This is a genomic window from Bacillus sp. SB49, assembly GCF_000469135.2.
Lineage (GTDB): Bacteria > Bacillota > Bacilli > Bacillales > Halobacillaceae > Halobacillus.
In genome coordinates this window covers 1,926,495-1,944,210 of record NZ_CP048117.1, presented here as the reverse complement: position 1 = coordinate 1,944,210, position 17,716 = coordinate 1,926,495, and the positions used below count along the sequence as shown (strand labels likewise).

At 45.5% G+C, this 17,716-nt stretch carries 16 protein-coding genes and 1 other RNA gene; 13 read left to right on the top strand and 4 right to left on the bottom strand.

Annotated features, from left to right (window positions below):
• Positions 1-14: 14 nt before the first annotated feature.
• The 4 genes from M662_RS10185 (at position 15) to nth (ending at position 3,991) form a co-directional block, all read left to right on the top strand.
• Entirely contained in the window at positions 15-1,199 is a 1,185-nt protein-coding gene (locus M662_RS10185; RefSeq protein WP_026577368.1) for a pyridoxal phosphate-dependent aminotransferase, read from the top strand.
• A gap of 21 nt (positions 1,200-1,220) precedes the next feature.
• A complete protein-coding gene (gene asnS, locus M662_RS10180) occupies positions 1,221-2,513 on the top strand; it encodes an asparagine--tRNA ligase (protein ID WP_026577369.1) in 1,293 nt (430 codons plus the stop codon).
• Between the two features lie 99 nt (positions 2,514-2,612).
• Positions 2,613-3,308: a DnaD domain-containing protein gene (locus tag M662_RS10175; protein WP_026577370.1), complete on the top strand. Its 696-nt coding sequence runs from the start codon at positions 2,613-2,615 to the stop codon at positions 3,306-3,308.
• An 8-nt stretch (positions 3,309-3,316) separates the two neighbouring features.
• On the top strand, positions 3,317-3,991 hold the full coding sequence (gene nth / locus M662_RS10170; RefSeq protein ID WP_026577371.1) for an endonuclease III: 675 nt from the start codon (positions 3,317-3,319) through the stop codon (positions 3,989-3,991).
• A gap of 13 nt (positions 3,992-4,004) precedes the next feature.
• Here the strand turns inward: nth and M662_RS10165 are convergent, their stop codons facing one another.
• Positions 4,005-6,659, bottom strand: a complete 2,655-nt coding sequence (locus M662_RS10165; RefSeq protein WP_026577372.1) for a PBP1A family penicillin-binding protein — start codon at positions 6,657-6,659, stop codon at positions 4,005-4,007.
• A gap of 16 nt (positions 6,660-6,675) precedes the next feature.
• Positions 6,676-7,266: a Holliday junction resolvase RecU gene (gene recU, locus M662_RS10160; RefSeq protein WP_008638494.1), complete on the bottom strand. Its 591-nt coding sequence runs from the start codon at positions 7,264-7,266 to the stop codon at positions 6,676-6,678.
• A 499-nt stretch (positions 7,267-7,765) separates the two neighbouring features.
• Between recU and M662_RS10155 the strand changes: the two genes are divergently transcribed.
• Together M662_RS10155 and M662_RS10150 are read left to right on the top strand one after the other, a co-directional pair.
• The gene (locus tag M662_RS10155) at positions 7,766-8,032 is read left to right on the top strand and encodes a hypothetical protein (RefSeq protein ID WP_026577373.1); all 267 of its coding nucleotides are present in this window, start codon (positions 7,766-7,768) and stop codon (positions 8,030-8,032) included.
• Between the two features lie 55 nt (positions 8,033-8,087).
• A complete protein-coding gene (locus M662_RS10150) occupies positions 8,088-8,438 on the top strand; it encodes a YppE family protein (RefSeq protein WP_008638489.1) in 351 nt (116 codons plus the stop codon).
• A gap of 39 nt (positions 8,439-8,477) precedes the next feature.
• Here M662_RS10150 and M662_RS10145 read toward each other — a convergent pair whose 3' ends face one another.
• Positions 8,478-11,546, bottom strand: a complete 3,069-nt coding sequence (locus M662_RS10145) for an efflux RND transporter permease subunit (protein WP_026577374.1) — start codon at positions 11,544-11,546, stop codon at positions 8,478-8,480.
• A gap of 176 nt (positions 11,547-11,722) precedes the next feature.
• Here M662_RS10145 and M662_RS10140 point away from each other — a divergent pair, with 176 nt between their 5' ends.
• The 7 genes from M662_RS10140 (at position 11,723) to M662_RS10110 (ending at position 17,030) form a co-directional block, all read left to right on the top strand.
• Entirely contained in the window at positions 11,723-12,124 is a 402-nt protein-coding gene (locus tag M662_RS10140; RefSeq protein WP_026577375.1) for a cytidine deaminase, read from the top strand.
• A gap of 152 nt (positions 12,125-12,276) precedes the next feature.
• Positions 12,277-12,768, top strand: coding sequence for a CotD family spore coat protein (locus tag M662_RS10135; RefSeq protein WP_026577376.1), 492 nt, complete (start codon positions 12,277-12,279; stop codon positions 12,766-12,768).
• Between the two features lie 97 nt (positions 12,769-12,865).
• Complete coding sequence (locus M662_RS10130) at positions 12,866-13,432, top strand: SLOG family protein (protein ID WP_026577377.1); 567 nt, start codon at positions 12,866-12,868, stop codon at positions 13,430-13,432.
• Between the two features lie 81 nt (positions 13,433-13,513).
• Positions 13,514-13,822: a cell division regulator GpsB gene (gene gpsB, locus M662_RS10125; protein WP_008638483.1), complete on the top strand. Its 309-nt coding sequence runs from the start codon at positions 13,514-13,516 to the stop codon at positions 13,820-13,822.
• An 85-nt stretch (positions 13,823-13,907) separates the two neighbouring features.
• An RNA gene (rnpB, locus tag M662_RS10120) (RNase P RNA component class B) lies at positions 13,908-14,286 on the top strand.
• 101 nt (positions 14,287-14,387) lie between these two features.
• On the top strand, positions 14,388-15,524 hold the full coding sequence (locus M662_RS10115; protein WP_008638482.1) for a THUMP domain-containing class I SAM-dependent RNA methyltransferase: 1,137 nt from the start codon (positions 14,388-14,390) through the stop codon (positions 15,522-15,524).
• 15 nt (positions 15,525-15,539) lie between these two features.
• Positions 15,540-17,030: a carboxypeptidase M32 gene (locus M662_RS10110; RefSeq protein ID WP_026577378.1), complete on the top strand. Its 1,491-nt coding sequence runs from the start codon at positions 15,540-15,542 to the stop codon at positions 17,028-17,030.
• Between the two features lie 42 nt (positions 17,031-17,072).
• On the opposite strand, the gene M662_RS10105 is transcribed toward M662_RS10110, so the two are convergent.
• Positions 17,073-17,615, bottom strand: coding sequence for a hypothetical protein (locus M662_RS10105; RefSeq protein ID WP_008640578.1), 543 nt, complete (start codon positions 17,613-17,615; stop codon positions 17,073-17,075).
• Between the last annotated feature and the right edge of the window lie 101 nt (positions 17,616-17,716).

Sequence of the window (17,716 nt, the reverse complement as noted above, 5' to 3'; positions counted from 1 at the left end):
TAGGAGTGAAGAATATGCAATTAGCTGAACGTGTTCAATCATTAACGCCATCCACCACCCTGGCCATCACAGCGAAAGCCAAAGCATTAAAAGCAGAAGGGCACGATGTAATCGGTTTGGGTGCAGGCGAGCCTGATTTCAATACTCCGTCCTACATATTGGATGCTGCCAAACGGGCGATGGACGAAGGTATGACGAAATATACTCCAGCTGGCGGAATTCCGGAATTGAAGAACAGTATTACGAGCAAGCTGAAACGCGATCAAGGGTTGAACTATACAAACGAACAGATTATTGTAACTACAGGAGCGAAGCATGCCTTATTTACACTGTTCCAAGTTCTTCTGAATGAGGGCGATGAAGTAATCGTCCCTGCACCGTACTGGGTCAGCTATCCGGAGCAGATCAAGCTTGCACAAGGTAATCCGGTGATCGTGGCAGCAGAAGAGGAGAACCACTTTAAATTAACTCCGGAACAGCTCAAGAATTCTATAACGTCACGGACAAAAGCGGTCATCATCAACTCACCGAGTAATCCGACGGGGATGATGTATTCCAAGGATGAGCTGGAAGCTCTCGGCAGCGTATGCGAGGAAAACGATATCCTTATCATTTCCGACGAAATCTATGAGAAGCTGATTTATACGGATGAGCAACATGTGTCCATCGCTCAGATTTCTGACGCATTATACGACCGGACCGTCATTATCAACGGTGTGTCAAAGTCTCATTCGATGACAGGGTGGCGAATCGGATTTGCCGCTGGAAACAAAGACATTATTAAAGCGATGTCCAACCTGGCTTCCCACTCGACATCCAACCCGACTTCTATCGCTCAATACGCAGCACTGGCAGCGTACACGGGCTCTGAAGAGAAGGTGGAAGAAATGAAAGAAGCATTTAAAGAACGTTTGGATGTTCTTTATCAACGGCTTGTGGAAGTTCCGGGAGTGACATGCGTGAAGCCGCAAGGGGCTTTCTATTTGTTCCCGAACGTGAAACAGGCAGCAGAGCAAGGCGGTTTCGGAAATGTGGATGAATGGGTGAAGGCTCTTCTTGATGAAGAGAAAGTAGCACTCGTTCCGGGTTCCGGCTTTGGAAGTCCGGATAATGTCCGACTATCCTACGCAACTTCATTAGACCAGCTGGAAAAAGCTGCGGAACGAATCAAACGGTTCGTAGAAAATCATCAATCATAAAGCAATGTTGGAGGTATTATTTTGAAGACAACTATTAAAGAAGCAGCAAAATATATAGGAGAGAAAGTAACGATTGGAGCCTGGCTCAGCAACAAGCGGTCAAGTGGTAAAATTGCCTTCCTGCAGCTTCGTGACGGAACGGGCTTCATGCAGGGTATTGTCGTCAAAGCAGATATTGGAGAAGACAAGTTCCAAGAGGCCAAAGCGCTAACACAAGAGACGTCCCTTTACGTAACAGGTGTGATTGCCGAAGATACCCGCTCACCGCTCGGATATGAAATGCAGGTAACGGACTTCGAAATCATTCACGAGGCGGTCGATTATCCCATAACACCGAAAGAACATGGAACGGAATTTTTGATGGATCACAGGCACCTATGGCTGCGTTCCAAACGTCAGCATGCCGTCATGAGCGTTCGTAATGAAATTATTCGTGCAACGTATGAATTCTTCAACGATAACGGTTATGTCAAAATCGACCCGCCGATCCTGACGGGTTCATCAGCAGAGGGTTCTACAGAACTGTTTCACACTAAGTACTTTGAAGAGGATGCCTATCTTTCTCAAAGTGGTCAGTTGTACATGGAAGCTGCTGCGATGGCATTCGGTCGAGTATTCAGTTTCGGGCCGACTTTCCGTGCTGAAAAGTCGAAAACCCGCCGTCATTTAATTGAGTTTTGGATGATCGAGCCGGAAATGGCATTTATGGAACACGTGGAAAGCCTGGAAGTTCAGGAGCAGTACGTATCCCACGTTGTTCAGTCTGTGCTGAAAAACTGTGCCATTGAATTGGAAGCACTTGGGCGTGACACAGAAAAGCTCAAACAAATTCAGGCACCTTTCCCGCGCATCAGTTATGATGATGCGGTTCAGCTCTTGAAGGACAAAGGATTCGATGACATTGAGTGGGGAGAAGACTTCGGGGCTCCGCATGAAACAGCTATCGCCGAAAGCTATGATAAACCTGTATTCATAACCAACTACCCTGCTGAAATTAAGGCGTTCTACATGAAGCCTGATCCGGAACGCCCGGAAGTTGTCCTCTGTGCGGACTTGATTGCTCCTGAAGGGTACGGGGAAATCATTGGAGGTTCCCAGCGGATCGATGATCTCGAATTGATGAAACAACGGTACGAAGAGCACGGTTTAACGGATGATGCTTATAAATGGTACCTTCAATTACGGGAGTACGGCAGCGTTCCACACTCCGGATTCGGATTGGGTCTGGAAAGAACAGTTGCTTGGATCGCCGGCGTCGAGCATGTTCGTGAAACGATTCCATTTCCGCGTCTGCTCAACAGACTTTACCCTTAAGAACTGCATGAAATGTGGAAGAAGCACCGATGCCTCGCCTCTGGCGGATCGGTGTTTTTCATTCCATTTAGGTATATACGAAAAATCGGAGGGATTTGTTTGGCTAAATACCAAAGCTTCCAAAACATCATGGACAACCAAATGGTCGTTCCCAAGCATTTGTTGATGCATTATAAGAAGCTGAACTTAAGCGAAACGGAACTTGTTATTTTGTTGCAGATACATCGTTTCCGTGCAGATGGTAACGGATTTCCTACACCCGAGGAAATAGCTGATCATTCCACGCTTTCTGCTCAGGACTGTTCCAAAGTATTGCGGAGTCTTATCCAGAAACGGATGCTGACGATCGAACAGAATCATAGCGATCACGTTTTGAATGAAAGTTACTCGATGGAACCGCTGTTTGAAAAACTTTTCACCGTAACGAGAGAAGTCCAAACGAGTAGTTCCGCTTCTTACAATGAAAATATATTCCCGCTGTTTGAACAGGAGTTTGGAAGGCCGTTGTCTCCATTTGAAATTGAAACCATTAATATATGGCTGGATGAAGAAAAACAATCACCCGCACTGATTAAAGCCGCGCTTCGGGAAGCTGTTTTGATGAGTAAATTGAACTTCAAATATATTGACCGTATTCTAAGAGAGTGGAACAGGAAAGGAATTCGGACTGTCGAACAGGCGAGGGAGCAGGGAAAGCAGTTCAGACAGGGCCAGCAGCCAAGACAGACGCGTCCGCAGGAAAGTAAGAAAAAGGATATATCGTTGTATTATAACTGGTTGGAGGAGGACTCTTAAGAACCGTTATGCTGAATAAAACACAAATTCGTTACTGTTTAGATACCTTTGAAGAAATGTTTCCGGAGGCGGAATGTGAGCTGAATCACAGTAATCCGTTTGAACTGCTCGTCGCTGTCGTTTTGTCTGCACAGGCCACAGATGCCCTTGTCAACAAGGTAACTCCCGGGTTGTTTGCCAAATACAAGACACCAAAAGATTATATTGATGTTTCCCTGGAAGAACTGCAGGACGATATAAAAAGGATTGGACTGTTCCGCAATAAAGCGAAAAACATCAAGAAATTATCCGAAACACTCATCCTCCAGTTTGACGGTCAAGTACCGCCTACTCAAAAAGAGCTGGAAAGTCTTGCGGGAGTAGGAAGGAAAACGGCGAACGTTGTCGCATCCGTCGCATTCGGGGAACCTGCGATCGCTGTCGATACCCATGTGGAAAGGGTGTCAAAAAGGCTTGGGATCTGCAGATGGAAGGATTCTGTGTTGGAAGTGGAAAAGACGTTAATGCGTAAAATTCCGAGAGAGGAATGGAGCGATACCCATCACCGGATGATTTTCTTCGGGCGTTATCACTGCAAAGCACAACGCCCGAACTGTGAAGCCTGTCCTCTGCTGGATTTATGTAGAGAAGGTCAAAAGCGTATGCGTAAAAAAGCACAACATGAAAAAAACACCCTCGAATGAGGGTGTTTTTTTGTTAGGCAGCAGGTTCTTCCTGCGGCTGTTGATCAGGCTGATCGGCCGGTTGATCTTGAGCTGGTGGTTCCTCTTGAGGAGGTTCCGGCGTTTGCTGCTCGTCTGAGCCGTTATTATTTTCGCCTTGCCCGCCGTTCCCTTGATCGTTGCTTCCTTGATCACTACTATCTGAACCGTCTTCGCTCTCGTTTCCTTGGCCGTTTTCACTGCCTTCATTTTGATCTTGATTTTCTTGTTCGTTTTCCTGCTGTTGATCATCTTCCTGCTGTTCTTCTGTGTTCTCTTCCTGCGACTCGTCCTGTTCTTCTTCTGCTTCTTCTTCTGGTTCTTCATTGGAACCAGGGGTATCGACACGGACGGTAGCAGGATCGCTGTTTTGAGCATCCTCATCGCTGCTGATGGCGGTAACAGAGAATTCGTAGCTTGAACCTTGATTGACATTGGTGATCTCCAGACTTGTATCACCGGTAGTCGTAAGTTCTCTGCTCTCTCCGCCGTCAATGGATGCTGCGACCCGGAAGGTGACTCCATCTGCATCTCCATATTTCCAACTCAGATCAATGCTTCCTGTTTCTTCATTGAATTTACCAGCTAATCCTTTAACGGAATCCAGTTTCTGGAACGTCTTACTAACTTTAGATGGCTGATTGTCAACGTGGAACAATTCGGTCACGATTCTGCTTTCCGGAGTATAGGCACTTGGAAGACGTGCAGGATTGGATCCTTCTTCTACATCGACGGAAACAACGGTGTCCGGTTTACTAAAGTCTTTCGTTTCCACCCCTTGCGACAACTCGGTCATCAGTGGTTTAAAGATTTGCTTCGGAATATCTTTCGAAGCATCGGACAATCCGCGTGAATTATCCTCTCCGTATCCGGTCCAGATCGATATCGTATAATTCGTCGTATAGCCGCTGAACCAGGAGTCAGGTGCCACATCACCAAAGTTGGTGGTTCCTGTTTTACCAGCTACAGGGAGCCCGGAAATATTGGCGGCACGCCCTGAACCTTCTGTCATGGTCGTTTTCAACATGTCTGAAATCATATAAGCAGTGTAGCTGCTCATCGCTGATTCCGGCTCTGGAGTAAGGTCAATAGTCCCTTCTCCGGGAACTTCTACTTTTCTTACCGTGAACGGCTCATTATACACACCTTCGTTACCAAATGCGGCATACGCACCGGCAAGTTGAACCGGATTGACGCCGGTATTACCGCCGCCGATTGCATCGTTTAAGGCCATTCCATCTTCACCGAAGTCGATGCCTAATCCTTCCGCAAAGTCCTGCCCTTTGCCGACGCCTACTTCCTGAAGGGTTTTAATAGCCGGAATATTTAAGGACCTGCTTAAAGCATAACGGGCAGAAACCCATCCGCGGAATTGATTATCGAAGTTGTTTGGGCTCCAGTTACCGAAATCGGTTTTCTCATCTTTAATTTGGTGATACGTAGAGATCTTGTCATATTCGATGGCAGGGCCGTAAGCCGTTATCGGTTTGAACGTCGACCCAGGCTGGCGATTGATATCTGTTGCATAGTTATAACCGCCTTTCTGATAGTTGCGTCCCCCGCCGATGGCGCGGATCGCACCGGTCTTAGTATCCGTAACTGCCAGGCTTGTTTGAAGTTCATCATCCGGCCACGCGATTGGACCTTCGTTGCTCAGCATTTGTTGGACATTATCCTGTGCGTCGGTATCAAGAGTGGTATAGATTTTCAATCCATCCTCATAGATTTCCGCACCATCCATTTTCTCTCGTACTTCTTCCTCCACGCGGTCGATGAACGCCTGGTAAGGTGTTGCTTTTTCCGTCTGGCGTTCGACAAGCATATCTTCCACCTTCACGTTACGCGCTTCTTCGGCTTCCGCTTCGGTGATCTTTCCGTGCTGGACCATCAGGCTGAGAACGGTGTTTTTTCGTTTTTGTGCCAAATCAGGATGATCGTATGGCATATATCCGCTTGGACGCTGAGGCAGTCCTGCAAGCAGAGCGGCTTCCGGGAGCGTGAGTTCGCTCAAGTCTTTTTTGCCGAAGTAAGTTTCGGCCGCTACCGCGACACCGTAGGCTCCGTCCCCGTAATAGATCTTGTTCAGGTACATTTCAAGAATTTCTTCTTTTGTGTATTCCTGGTCGAGTTTTATTGCCAGGTACTGCTCTTGGACTTTACGTTTAAGCGTCTTCTCCTGGGAAAGGAACGACTCTTTGACAACCTGCTGGGTTATAGTACTGGCACCTTGTGCTCCGAAGCCGCCGGTTATGTTCGCAATGACGGCACCTCCGATTCGTCGGAAATCGATTCCCATATGGTCATAAAAGCGAACGTCTTCTGTCGCAAGAACCGCATCCTCCATGACTTGTGGAATATCGTCATAAGTAATTTTCGTTCTTTTTTCATCGCTGGCAAGGTCAGCAACCAGTTCATCATTTTGATCGTACACTTTCGAAGAGAAAGGAACGGATAATTTCGATGCATCGAGTTCCGGTGCTGTGACGATGTAGTAGCTGAATAATAGTCCTACACCGAGGGCCAGAAGTAAGCCGATGGTAAAGAGGATCATAAATATACGTTTTACTTTTCCAGTTTTCTTGTTTTTTCCTTTTTTCGTGCTTTGAGCTTGCTTTCTTCGTGCTGAACGCGATTGGCTGTCGTTGGACATTTATCTTTCCTCCATTTCAAAAATAGAGCTTATCGAGTACAGAAGCATAGTCGACCCGTGCCTGATAACGGAAAGGAATCAAGCTTCCTTTTTGTTTAATATAGGAGTAGGGAATCGATTTGCGACCTCCTTGCCACTGCTCGTCCCAATAAACGAATAAATCTTGAGCAGGGAGGAGGTAGACCTCATCCAAAGGGGTGAATTTGACGATCAGAAAACTGATGCCGCCGTGAAGTTGAACCGCCTTCATATGATCGATCTGATGCTGGTGTACGTTACTTAAGGGAAAGGACGTTTTGTTTTTCGTCTCTTTCGCTTCAAAATCGATGTATTTCCCGCGATAAACTCCATTGAAGTCTGTCGTCGAAGCTTGTTTAAAGTATGCTTCTTTGATAACGGCAGCGCTTCGTTTCGGGTAATCCACATTTACAATTTGTACCGGTGTCGGTTTTTTATGGACCACGGCTTTCTGAGACGCAAGGTAGTGCTCGTTGGTCACATTAATATCCTCTTCCAAAGACATCCCACGGTTGCTGAAATCTGTCTTCGTCTTACCTTTTGGGGCGAGCGAATGCTTTATAGCGCGCTTCCCGTTGGGATAATTCAAACGCCATCCCTCCTTATAGCCATGAGAGTATCATAACAAAAATAAGGGTCGAAGGATATATCAAAATGGTTCAAATATGTTAGACGTGTGAACAACAAAAAAGTTTCATTTTTTCACAAAACCGACAAGCTTTTTTGGGGAGCACCGGCATGTTATACCCGGAATCATCAAACGTGAAACCCATCTAATTTATTCGTCAAGGGTTGAGGTTTTAAGGGGGAATCGTTGAAAAAAAGCTGCTGCTATAGCATAGCAGCAGCTCTGACGTCTTAGGTGGACGGACGATTCTCCCCCTCAAGCTTCGGGTTTCCCGTTTTGGCAGGTGTCGGTTTCTTTGCTTTTTGATCTTTTTTCTTCGCCATGGTCATGACCTCCTTTGTGTCGAAGGGTCTTGTGATAGTGGCTTGTTTTGTAGCTTTAGTTCTAGTCTTGTCAACGGGGAAGGACTTATGCATTCCCTGGCGAAAATGTTATTACCAGAAATGAGGAGGAGATTCTTTTGAAAAAAAGTCAGGTCGTCACACCGGTCGAATTCGAACAGCAGCTGTCCAACATCCGTGATAAGTTCGCCTTGCTGGAGCGCCGGCTGTCTATGAAGACGGATGAAATCGTCTTTTCGATGACGGTCTCCCATCGGAAGGACATAGAGAAAGTCAGGGAAGATGTTATGCAGTTGACGGTTAACAGACAGCGTGCAGGCGCTGCTTTACAAAGGGCACACCTTCTTTCAGCTGCTAAAGAAGCGAAACAAAGGACGGTCGGTTAAATTTTTGCTTCTATATTATCTTCCGTGCTAAAGTAGATGTAAAAAGGTGAGTCCTATGTCAATAAGAACGTATACAGAAGAAATGAAAGAGATGATCGACCAACTTCACCAAAAGTTCCTCAACACAGAAGGGCCTGTCGATCGAAGGAGCCACGAATTTTTTCAAATGGTTAAGAAAGAAACCGCACCTCTGTTTGATCTTACCAGCAATTGGATGGCGGCCGCGGAAGCATTCGTTAAAAACCGTAATTCCTCAGTTCATCCTAATCAGGTGAAATCCACCCACGAGAATGTCGAAATGATTATTTTGCACAGCTATTATTTGGATGTCGAGAGGAAAAGGTATAAAGAATTGTACCAGTCTTCTCATTATGTACTGGATATGCTCCTTTCAGATATGGATTGAGATGTAAAAGAAGCTCCCGGACGGGAGCTTCTTTTCATTTTATTCTGCTGTCTTTCTTTTCGTGACCTTTGCAATAATCAAATAGAAAGATGGAACAAGCAACAAGGTTAGTATGGTCGAGAACAACAGACCCGAGACAATCGATATCGCGAGTGGTTTAAACAATACGTCTCCTGTAATGATAATCGGCACAAGAGCAGCGATCGATGTGAGGGACGTCAGAACAATCGGGCGTATTCTTGCCCTTCCTGCCTCGATGGCGGCTTCCCTTCTAGAACCATACCTTTCAATGTTCTGCTCGATGAATTCGACCAGAATGACCGAGTTCCTTACTACGATTCCAGATAAAGAAACAATACCGAGAACTGCAAGGAAGCTCAATGGTTCACCGGATACAAACAGTCCTACGATGGCACCTGTAATCGCCAAGAATACCGTTCCTGTAATAAGCAGCGGCATCAACAGGGAATTGAACTGGATAGCAATCGTCAAGTAAATAAGGAACAAGACGATAACAAACAATTTAGCGACTTCCACGAAGAAGTCTGTTGTAGCATCTGATTCACCTGTTTCAACGAGGGAATAGTTCTCCGGAAGTTCCTTTTTGATTTTTGCGATCACGTCTTCTGCTCCAGCAGAGAACGTTTGATCCTTTCCTTCCTCCGGATAGGCCTCGATGGTAATCGTCCTCGTACCGTCAAGGTGGGGAATTACTCCGATTTGTTCAACCTCTTCGGTAGAAATCGCGTCTTCAAGAGATATAGTTTCCGGAGGTCCGGATTGGCCTGCCGTGTTTCCGGCAATGGAAAGTGCACTTAAGTCGACGCCGTTCGCCACTCCGTCATCAATTTTCACTTCTATTGGAAGACGCTCCACGCCATTGTCGAAAGTACCAAGCGGCACGCCGGTATTTGCCAGTTGGATGAGCGATGTGACTTGATCGATCGTGATGTTATTATCTTTGAGTAATTCACGATCCGGATTATATTCAATAAAGGACTGTCCTTCACCAGCATTGACGGTCGCGATTTCTGCACCTTCAACATCCGAAAGCAGGTCCCGTGCTTTTTTCGCTTCCTCGACAAGTGGGGAAAGCTCCGGCCCTTGAATCTTCACTTGAACTGGTGGAGAAGGAGGTGGTCCGGATACAATCGTTTCCAGGAATATTTCAGAATCTGGAAATTCTTCTCTTAAAGGTTCTTCCCATTCCTTAATAAAATCGGATGCGCTCGTTTTTTCTCTGTCAATACGAACGAGCAGCTGTCCGGTATTTTCTCCAGAACGCTGAAGACCCGAATTAAAGATATTAGGAAGGCCGGATCCGGCATAAACAGCCGTTTCTGTAATATTTTCATCCTTGCTTTCCAAGTATTCTTCCATAGATTGCAGCTGATTTTTTGTCTCCTCGAGAGGTGTACCCTGCTGATTCTCGATGGAAATGGTAACTTCCTGGCGGTCGGCTGCCGGGAAGAACTCAAATGGAATTTTGATAGCCAATAAAGCAAGCAGCAGACAAAGGACAAGACCGGATATGGTCGTTAACCATGGTTTCTTCGTTGTTTTCGGAAGGATTTTGTCTGCATAAACTTTCTCCATACCATTGAACAGGCCGCCAAGCAGTCCCGTCTTCGCTTTCGTCTTCTTCTTACTGTTCCGTTGTCTTGCGTATTGAACAGTTGGGATGAATGTCAATGCGATAAAGGTTGAAGCAATGACGGTAAAGATGAGTACAGAAGGAAGGGCACGTATGAAATCGCCGTTTGAACCAGAGATGAACGTTAACGGGAAGAAGCTGAAAATAATCATCAACGTAGAGGTGATGATCGATTTACCTACTTCCTGTACACCCTTAATAGTTCCTTCCAAAGGCCCGTCTCCAAGCTGGAATCTTCGTTGAATGTTATCGTTAACGACAATGGCGTCATCAACAAGGATACCAATGGCTATAATCATTCCAATTATGGATATTTGATTGAGGTCCACCCCTGCATAAGGCAGCGGAATCAGTCCGATGATAATGGAAATGGGGATGGCCAAAGCAACCAAAAGGGCGGATGACAATGGAAGTCCCAAGACCATGATGACGATAACTGCAAAGAATGAAATAGCAAGGGATGTTATTAAGTTATTAAAAACTTCATCGATAATTGTACTTTGTGTATAAAAACGATCGACGGTTATCTCGCTTGGAAGCTCTTCTTTCAAGGTATCCAACTTTTCAGTAATTTGATCTTGAACGGAGGAGATGTTTACTCCTTCATCGGCCATTACCGTAACCGAAAGTGCCGATTGACTATCATAAGTAATTAAATCATCCGCATCCTCATTTGCCACTGATACGGAGCCTATATCTGACAATGTGACGGAATCTCCCTGGTCGTTCGTTCCGACCCCAAGATCATTCAGCTCATCCACGCTCTTAAATTTGTTGAAAATGAGCTGTTTGATTTCATTGTCCTGTTCTTCCGTTCCAATGGCTGCAGGACCGATTTCTTCCTGAATAGTACTAATAACGTTGAACGGTTGAATTTGATTCTCTTCGAGCTGCTCATTATCGAGAGAAACGGAAACCTTCTGATCCGGAAGGCCCTTAATCATAATGGAATCCACACCGTTAATCGATGTTAATTCTTCCTCCCAATCATTCAGTTGATCGCGGAGACCGTAAAGAGTTTCTGTATTTTCCGCGAGCAGATGATAAGAAGCCACTGCTGAGCCGGATACGTCCGTATTAATAGAAGGGTCTTGAACTTCGTCAGGAAAACTTCTGGAAACGTCTGATACAGCTTGATTGATTTTCGAATTTACCGTGTTTCGATCCGCATCCCCGGCCAGGGTCACGGTTATAGAACCGAAGCCGGCAGTGGAGGCGGAAGTTACTTCATCGACACCTTCAATGGAAAGAAGTTCTTCTTCCACAGGATTCGTGATGGTCCTTTCCACTTCTTCCGGTGTTGCCCCGGGATATACAGTCGATATGGATGCTACATTAACGTTGATCTCCGGAATTTCCCTTTTCGGAAGCTGTAGATAAGTGAAAATTCCCGTGAAAACGAGAAGCGCTATGAACACCCATACAATCTTTTTGTAAGTAAGGATAGATTTCACCTTGTTTTTCCCTCCCAAATCTATGTTTTATATGATGCATTCTAAGTATAAACTTTTTTCTGACACAGGTGTCAACTATTTAACCTGCCGATGTGCTGAGCCATTATTTTGTAATCGCTTTACAAATTCAGAAAATTTATATATAATTACGTTCCCATATTAAGGGAGGGGATAACGTGGATCATACACAGTTGATCGAAGAAGCGAAAAAAATCAGAGAACATGCTTATGTTCCTTATTCGAAATTTCCTGTAGGTGCTGCTTTAATTACAGAAGACGGCAGTGTCTACACAGGTTGTAATATTGAGAATGCGGCATATCCTGTCAGCTGCTGTGCAGAAAGGGTTGCCATTTTCAAAGCTGTGTCGGAAGGTCACAGCAGGTTTCAGGCACTGGCTGTCGCCGCTGATACAAAGCGTCCGGTACCGCCATGCGGTTCCTGTCGTCAAGTAATGAGCGAATTCTTTACAACCGATACTACGATTTATACGACGAACCTAAGAGGCGAAACGAAGACGTTTACAATGGACGAGATTCTGCCGTTTTCGTTCCAGTCCACAGATCTAACCGGAGAATGATGATGCAAAAGGGTGTGTGAGCACCCTTTTTTTGTATGGAAAAAGGAAGGGACACAGCATAAAATAGGAATAGATGGTGATATCGCCCAGTACGTTCTCAGGAATGATGACATACGCTGATAAGGAATAACAGAACAAGGAGTGAAAGCTGTATGCATCATTCAATGCAAGGTTCCTGCGGTTGCGGTCCTGCTGCTCAACCTGCGTGCAACCGTCGACCTATCGTATGTCCCGTTCAACAATGTGTGGTAGATAACCACTTCGTAGAAAATCAGGATTATATTCATCCGACTCACGTGCTTGTCCAAAATCATCATTTGTTAAATAATTTCCATTACTTCCCTTATATGGTATCCGAACAGAACAGTTTCCAAACTCAAGAGTTCGCTTATCCGCAAGGGTCATCTCCAGACTATAACTGGATGGAGTATATGAACCAGGATATGGGGCAGATGCCTATGGGCGGTCAAGGGCAGATGCCGATGATGCCTCAGCAGATGATGGGTCAGGAAGGCCAAATGCCGATGATGAATCAAATGCCGATGATGGGTCAGGGCGGTCAAATGCCGCAGCAAATGATGGGTCAGGGCCAAATGCCGATGATGAACCAAATGCCGATGATGATGGGTCCTGAAATGGAATAACAGAATAAAATAAGCCTCGGGACCCGGGGCTTGTTTTATTTTTCCCAATATCCGTATTAAAATAGAGAAAGGTTACACGGATGCAGGAGGGTACATAATGAAGACTGTCGTCGTCACAGGATACAAACCGATGGAAATTGGTATATTTAAAGCCAACGACCATAAAATTGAATTTGTGAAAGAAACGATACGTAAACGATTGTTAGCCTATATGGAAGAGGGGCTGGAGTGGGTGATCCACTCCGGCCAAATGGGTGTGGAACTATGGACAGCAGAGGTTGTTCTGGATTTGAAGGAGGAGGGCTATGATATTAGGCTTGGAATCCTCCCGCCGTTCGAAAATCAGCAGGAGCGCTGGCCGGAAGATCTTCAGCAAGTGTATGAAGAAGTGACGATGCTGGCAGACTTCTTCCGCCCCCTTTACCAGAAAGGATATGACGGACCATATCAGTTCCGTGCCAGAGATCAGTTTCTGGTTGAGCACTCGGACGGCTGCCTCGTTCTTTACGATGAAGATACGAAGGGGAGTCCTGATTATTTCCTTGAAACGGCGGAAAAGTATAAAGAAACAAAAGATTATCAAATTCTTTACATTACTCCCCTGGACCTTGAAGAAACGGTAGAGGAAAGGCGTATGAGCGATCCGGATTACTGGAATCAATGAAACTTTCCATAAAGTCAAATTGACATTTGGCCAACCTTTTGAAAAAATATATATAATGTGCTGAACAGAGGTGAAATGATAATGAATTCAGAAGAATATCACTTGACAGGCAAGGCCATACTGGAGAAAGATTTCAAGACCTCCATGCGGGGGTACAACCAGGAAGAGGTCGATGAGTATTTGGACCTTATCATTCAGGATTACGATCGATTTCAACAGGAAATTGAGCGTCTACAACAGGAAAACGAACGCTTGAAGAAGCTCTCATCAAGAGAACAGGCGCCCCGCCAAAGACAAAGCAATACAGGTAATCACCAAGTCAACTATGATATTTTGAAACGAGTTTCCAATTTGGAAAAAGCGGTTTTTGGCAACAAATACGCTGATTGATGCAAGATTACCAATGACAAACAGAGTAATATCTGCTATACTTTGTCAAGTGCGTCACTTATGAACGTCACAACCAAACATTTGAATACTCGGGTAATCGCTGCATGTCCTACATGCAGAGGAAAGTCCATGCTCGCACAGGCTGAAATGTCTGTAGTGTTCGTGCTTGACGAAACCATAAGTCAAGGTAGTTCTTTTTGAACTAACGGCAGGGAAACTTCCTAAGTCTTCGGATACGGAAGGAATACCTTGAAAGTGCCACAGTGACGGAGCCGTCGTAGAAATACGCCGGGTGGAACGAGGTAAACCCCGCGAGCGAGCAACCCAAATATAGGTAGGGGCACTCTCTGGAAGGAATCAAACGGAAGGAGAGGTCGTTGTAAGACGGCAGATAGATGATTGCCACCGGAGTACGAGGTTGACCACCGTCTGCAGTACTATGGAACAGAACATGGCTTACAGAGTATTCAAAGGTCGCTTTATGATGACAATACACCCTTCTGAAAAGCCGCTGCTTTTTAGGAGGGTTTTTTACTGTTCATACATAACTAAAGGAGGTAATCACTTGCAAAAGAAAATCACACTGATTGCAACTGCAGCCATGGGTTTGGAAGCAATTGTAGCAAAAGAAGTAAAGGATCTCGGATATGACGAAGTAACGGTGGAGAACGGACGCGTTATTTTCGAAGCGGATGTAAGCGCAATCCCACGTGCGAACCTATGGCTTCGTACAGCTGATCGTGTCAAGCTTCTTGTTGGGAGATTCAAAGCAACTACATTCGATGACTTGTTCGAACAGACGAAAGCATTGCCATGGGAACAATTCATACCGGAAGACGGAGAATTTCCTGTCATAGGTAAATCCGTCAAGTCCAAGCTCTACAGTGTTCCAGACTGTCAATCGATCGTTAAGAAAGCAATGGTCGACCGTTTAAAACAAAGGCATGGAGTTTCTTCTTGGATGAAGGAAACGGGTGCCTTTTACCGGACGGAGGTCGCTATTCATAAAGATGAGGTTCTTCTCACATTGGACACCTCCGGGAGTGGGCTGCATAAACGCGGTTATCGAGCAGGTCAGGGGGAAGCTCCCCTTAAAGAGACCCTTGCTGCTGCTCTCGTTCAAATTACTAACTGGCACCCGGATAAACCCTTTGTAGATCCTTTCTGTGGTTCAGGTACGATTGCCATTGAAGCGGCACTGATCGGGCAGAATATCGCACCTGGCTTCAACAGGGAATTCGCTTCTGAAGGATGGGACTTTATCCCGCAGAAAGCATGGGATGATGCTTTTCAGGAAGCTGAAGAAGCGGCGAACTACGATCAACCCCTTTCCATTACAGGCTCCGATATCGATCCGAAGATGATAGATATCGCCAAAGAGAATGCAATGGAGGCAGGACTGGGTGATCTAATCACGTGGAAACAAATGCAGATGAGTGATCTCTCTCCTAAGCAGGAAGATGGATATATTGTCTCCAACCCTCCTTATGGAGAACGGATGGGAGAGAAGGAGCAGGTAGAACAGATGTACCGGGATCTCGGTTCGATCATGCGTGATCATCCATCATGGAGCGTGTACATCCTTACTTCCCATGAAGGTTTTGAAAAGCTTTATGGAAAGCCGGCTACAAAGAGACGGAAGCTTTTTAACGGATTCATCAAGACGGACTATTATCAGTATTTCGGTAAAAGAAATCGATAAAGGAGAGGTCGCGGGATGAAGGAAACAGTGAATGAGTTCATGGATTTATTAAGGGAACAAACTTCCTACGGGGAAGCGATTGGTTTAATTGCATGGGATATGCGGACAAAAGCACCGAAAAAAGCGATGGATAACCGCTCGGAAGTCCTCGGTGTTCTTGCGCAGAAAGTCCATGAAATTCAAACCTCCGAAGCAATGCGGAACTGCATCGATAAGCTTAAAGGGAATGTTTCAGACCCTGTTGTGATCAAATGCCTGGAAGAGGCGGAGGAAACGTATAATAAAACAGCTAAAATTCCAACAGATGAGTATCGGGCTTACGTCACCCTGCAGTCAAAGGCAGAATCAAAGTGGTCCGAAGCAAAAGCACAGAATGACTTTGCAGGTTTTCTCCCGTATTTAGAGAAGCTCGTAGAATTCAATCGTACCTTCGCTGACTATTGGGGTTATGATGGACATCGTTATAACGCGCTGTTGAACAATTATGAACCCGGAGTGACAGTGGAACTGCTGGATCAAGTATTTCCAAAGGTAAGAAAAGCGTTGACAGAACTGCTCGGTCGTGTGAAAGAAGCTCCGGCCCAACCTGATCCTTCTGTATTGAAAGGGCATTTTCCTAAAGATCAACAAACGGCGTTCAGTAAAGAAATTTTGAAGCGGATGGGTTATGATTTCGATGCAGGACGCTTGGATGAGACCGTTCACCCTTTCGCCATCGGATTGAACGTGAACGACGTACGGGTAACGACCAAGTACGATGAGAGCGACTTCCGAACGGCTGTTTTCGGAACAATCCATGAAGGCGGACACGCCCTTTATGAGCAAAATATTTCTGAGGATCTATCTTTCACACCCCTTGCTACAGGCACGTCCATGGGGATCCATGAATCTCAATCATTGTTTTGGGAGAATTTCATCGCCCGCAGTGAACAGTTCTGGGAGAATCACTATCCGCTATTTCAAACGTATGCCCCGGATAATTTCCGCGAACTTTCCCTTAACTCGTTCTTTGCTGCCGTCAACGAAGTGAAACCATCGCTTATCCGAATTGAAGCGGATGAACTGACTTACTGCCTTCATATTATGATTCGTTATGAGCTGGAAAAAGCCCTTATCGCCGGTGATATGGATGCGAAAGATCTCCCTTCGCGTTGGAATGACAAAATGGAAGAGTACCTCGGTGTAAGACCGGATACAGATGCGGAAGGAGTCCTTCAGGATATTCACTGGTCCGGCGGTGATTTTGGTTATTTCCCATCCTATGCACTTGGGTATATGTACGCTGCTCAATTCGATGCGCAAATGAGAGAAGAAATCGACGTTGACAAAGCTGTTCGGGAAGGCGATTTTCGAATAATTAAGGAATGGCTGAAGGAAAAGATCCACCGGCATGGAAAAATGAAAAAACCGCTGGAAATTTTGACGGAAGTCACAGGAGAAGGACTTAATCCGGACTACCTGCTCCGTTATCTCGAAACCAAATATAAACATATATATCAATTTTGAATAAAAACCCCCTGGTGCTCAGATGCACCAGGGGGTGTGTTTTTAGGAAAGTTCTTTCATCATATCAGGTGCTGCAAGTCCAGCATCTTCAAATACTTTTCCGATCTTTTCATTGAATTCTGCTGCTTTTTCATCGGCTGCTGTGAAGTCTGCTTCTTCGATGCTCTCATCGAGAGCCTTGGATACTTCTTCGTAGTACGCTTGCAGGGATGGAACAGCTTCTTCAATCTGTGTCTTCACCTCATCTGATACATCCGCTTCTACTTCAAAACCAGTAGCGGCCTCAGCTGCTTCATCAGCCGCTGTTTTTGCTTCTTCACCGGCAGCTTTCACTGCTTCGGCATCCGGTTCTTCCGCGGATGCTGCTGTTTGATAAGCGGTGATCTTTTCTTGATAAGGATGGAACGTGTCCTTCATGTTCATCTGCGCATCGATGACGGCTTTTTTAGCGTCTTGTTCATCGCCGGATTTCTCATCTGTTTGTTCTGTCTGATCCGTGTTTTCTTCTGCCGATTCGTCGTCCGAGCTGCAGCCTGCAACGACGATGGCACTGGTCAAGCCCAAAGCCAATAACCATTTCTTCATGTGACCTACCCCTTTCTATATGTATAGCAAATTCCATTTTAAGGGAGACGGAGTAAAATGTAAAGAATTTGCTAAAATGTTAAACTATACTGATTATTCTA

Excerpts from the sequence above, each read along its gene's own strand:
- M662_RS10110 (WP_026577378.1), top strand. The coding sequence starts at position 15,540 with ATGAAGGAAACAGTGAATGAGTTCATGGATTTATTAAGGGAACAAACT.
- M662_RS10105 (WP_008640578.1), bottom strand. The coding sequence starts at position 17,615 with ATGAAGAAATGGTTATTGGCTTTGGGCTTGACCAGTGCCATCGTCGTT.
- M662_RS10165 (WP_026577372.1), bottom strand. The coding sequence starts at position 6,659 with ATGTCCAACGACAGCCAATCGCGTTCAGCACGAAGAAAGCAAGCTCAA.
- M662_RS10135 (WP_026577376.1), top strand. The coding sequence starts at position 12,277 with ATGCATCATTCAATGCAAGGTTCCTGCGGTTGCGGTCCTGCTGCTCAA.
- M662_RS10150 (WP_008638489.1), top strand. The coding sequence starts at position 8,088 with ATGTCAATAAGAACGTATACAGAAGAAATGAAAGAGATGATCGACCAA.
- M662_RS10130 (WP_026577377.1), top strand. The coding sequence starts at position 12,866 with ATGAAGACTGTCGTCGTCACAGGATACAAACCGATGGAAATTGGTATA.
- M662_RS10185 (WP_026577368.1), top strand. The coding sequence starts at position 15 with ATGCAATTAGCTGAACGTGTTCAATCATTAACGCCATCCACCACCCTG.
- nth (WP_026577371.1), top strand. The coding sequence starts at position 3,317 with ATGCTGAATAAAACACAAATTCGTTACTGTTTAGATACCTTTGAAGAA.
- gpsB (WP_008638483.1), top strand. The coding sequence starts at position 13,514 with ATGAATTCAGAAGAATATCACTTGACAGGCAAGGCCATACTGGAGAAA.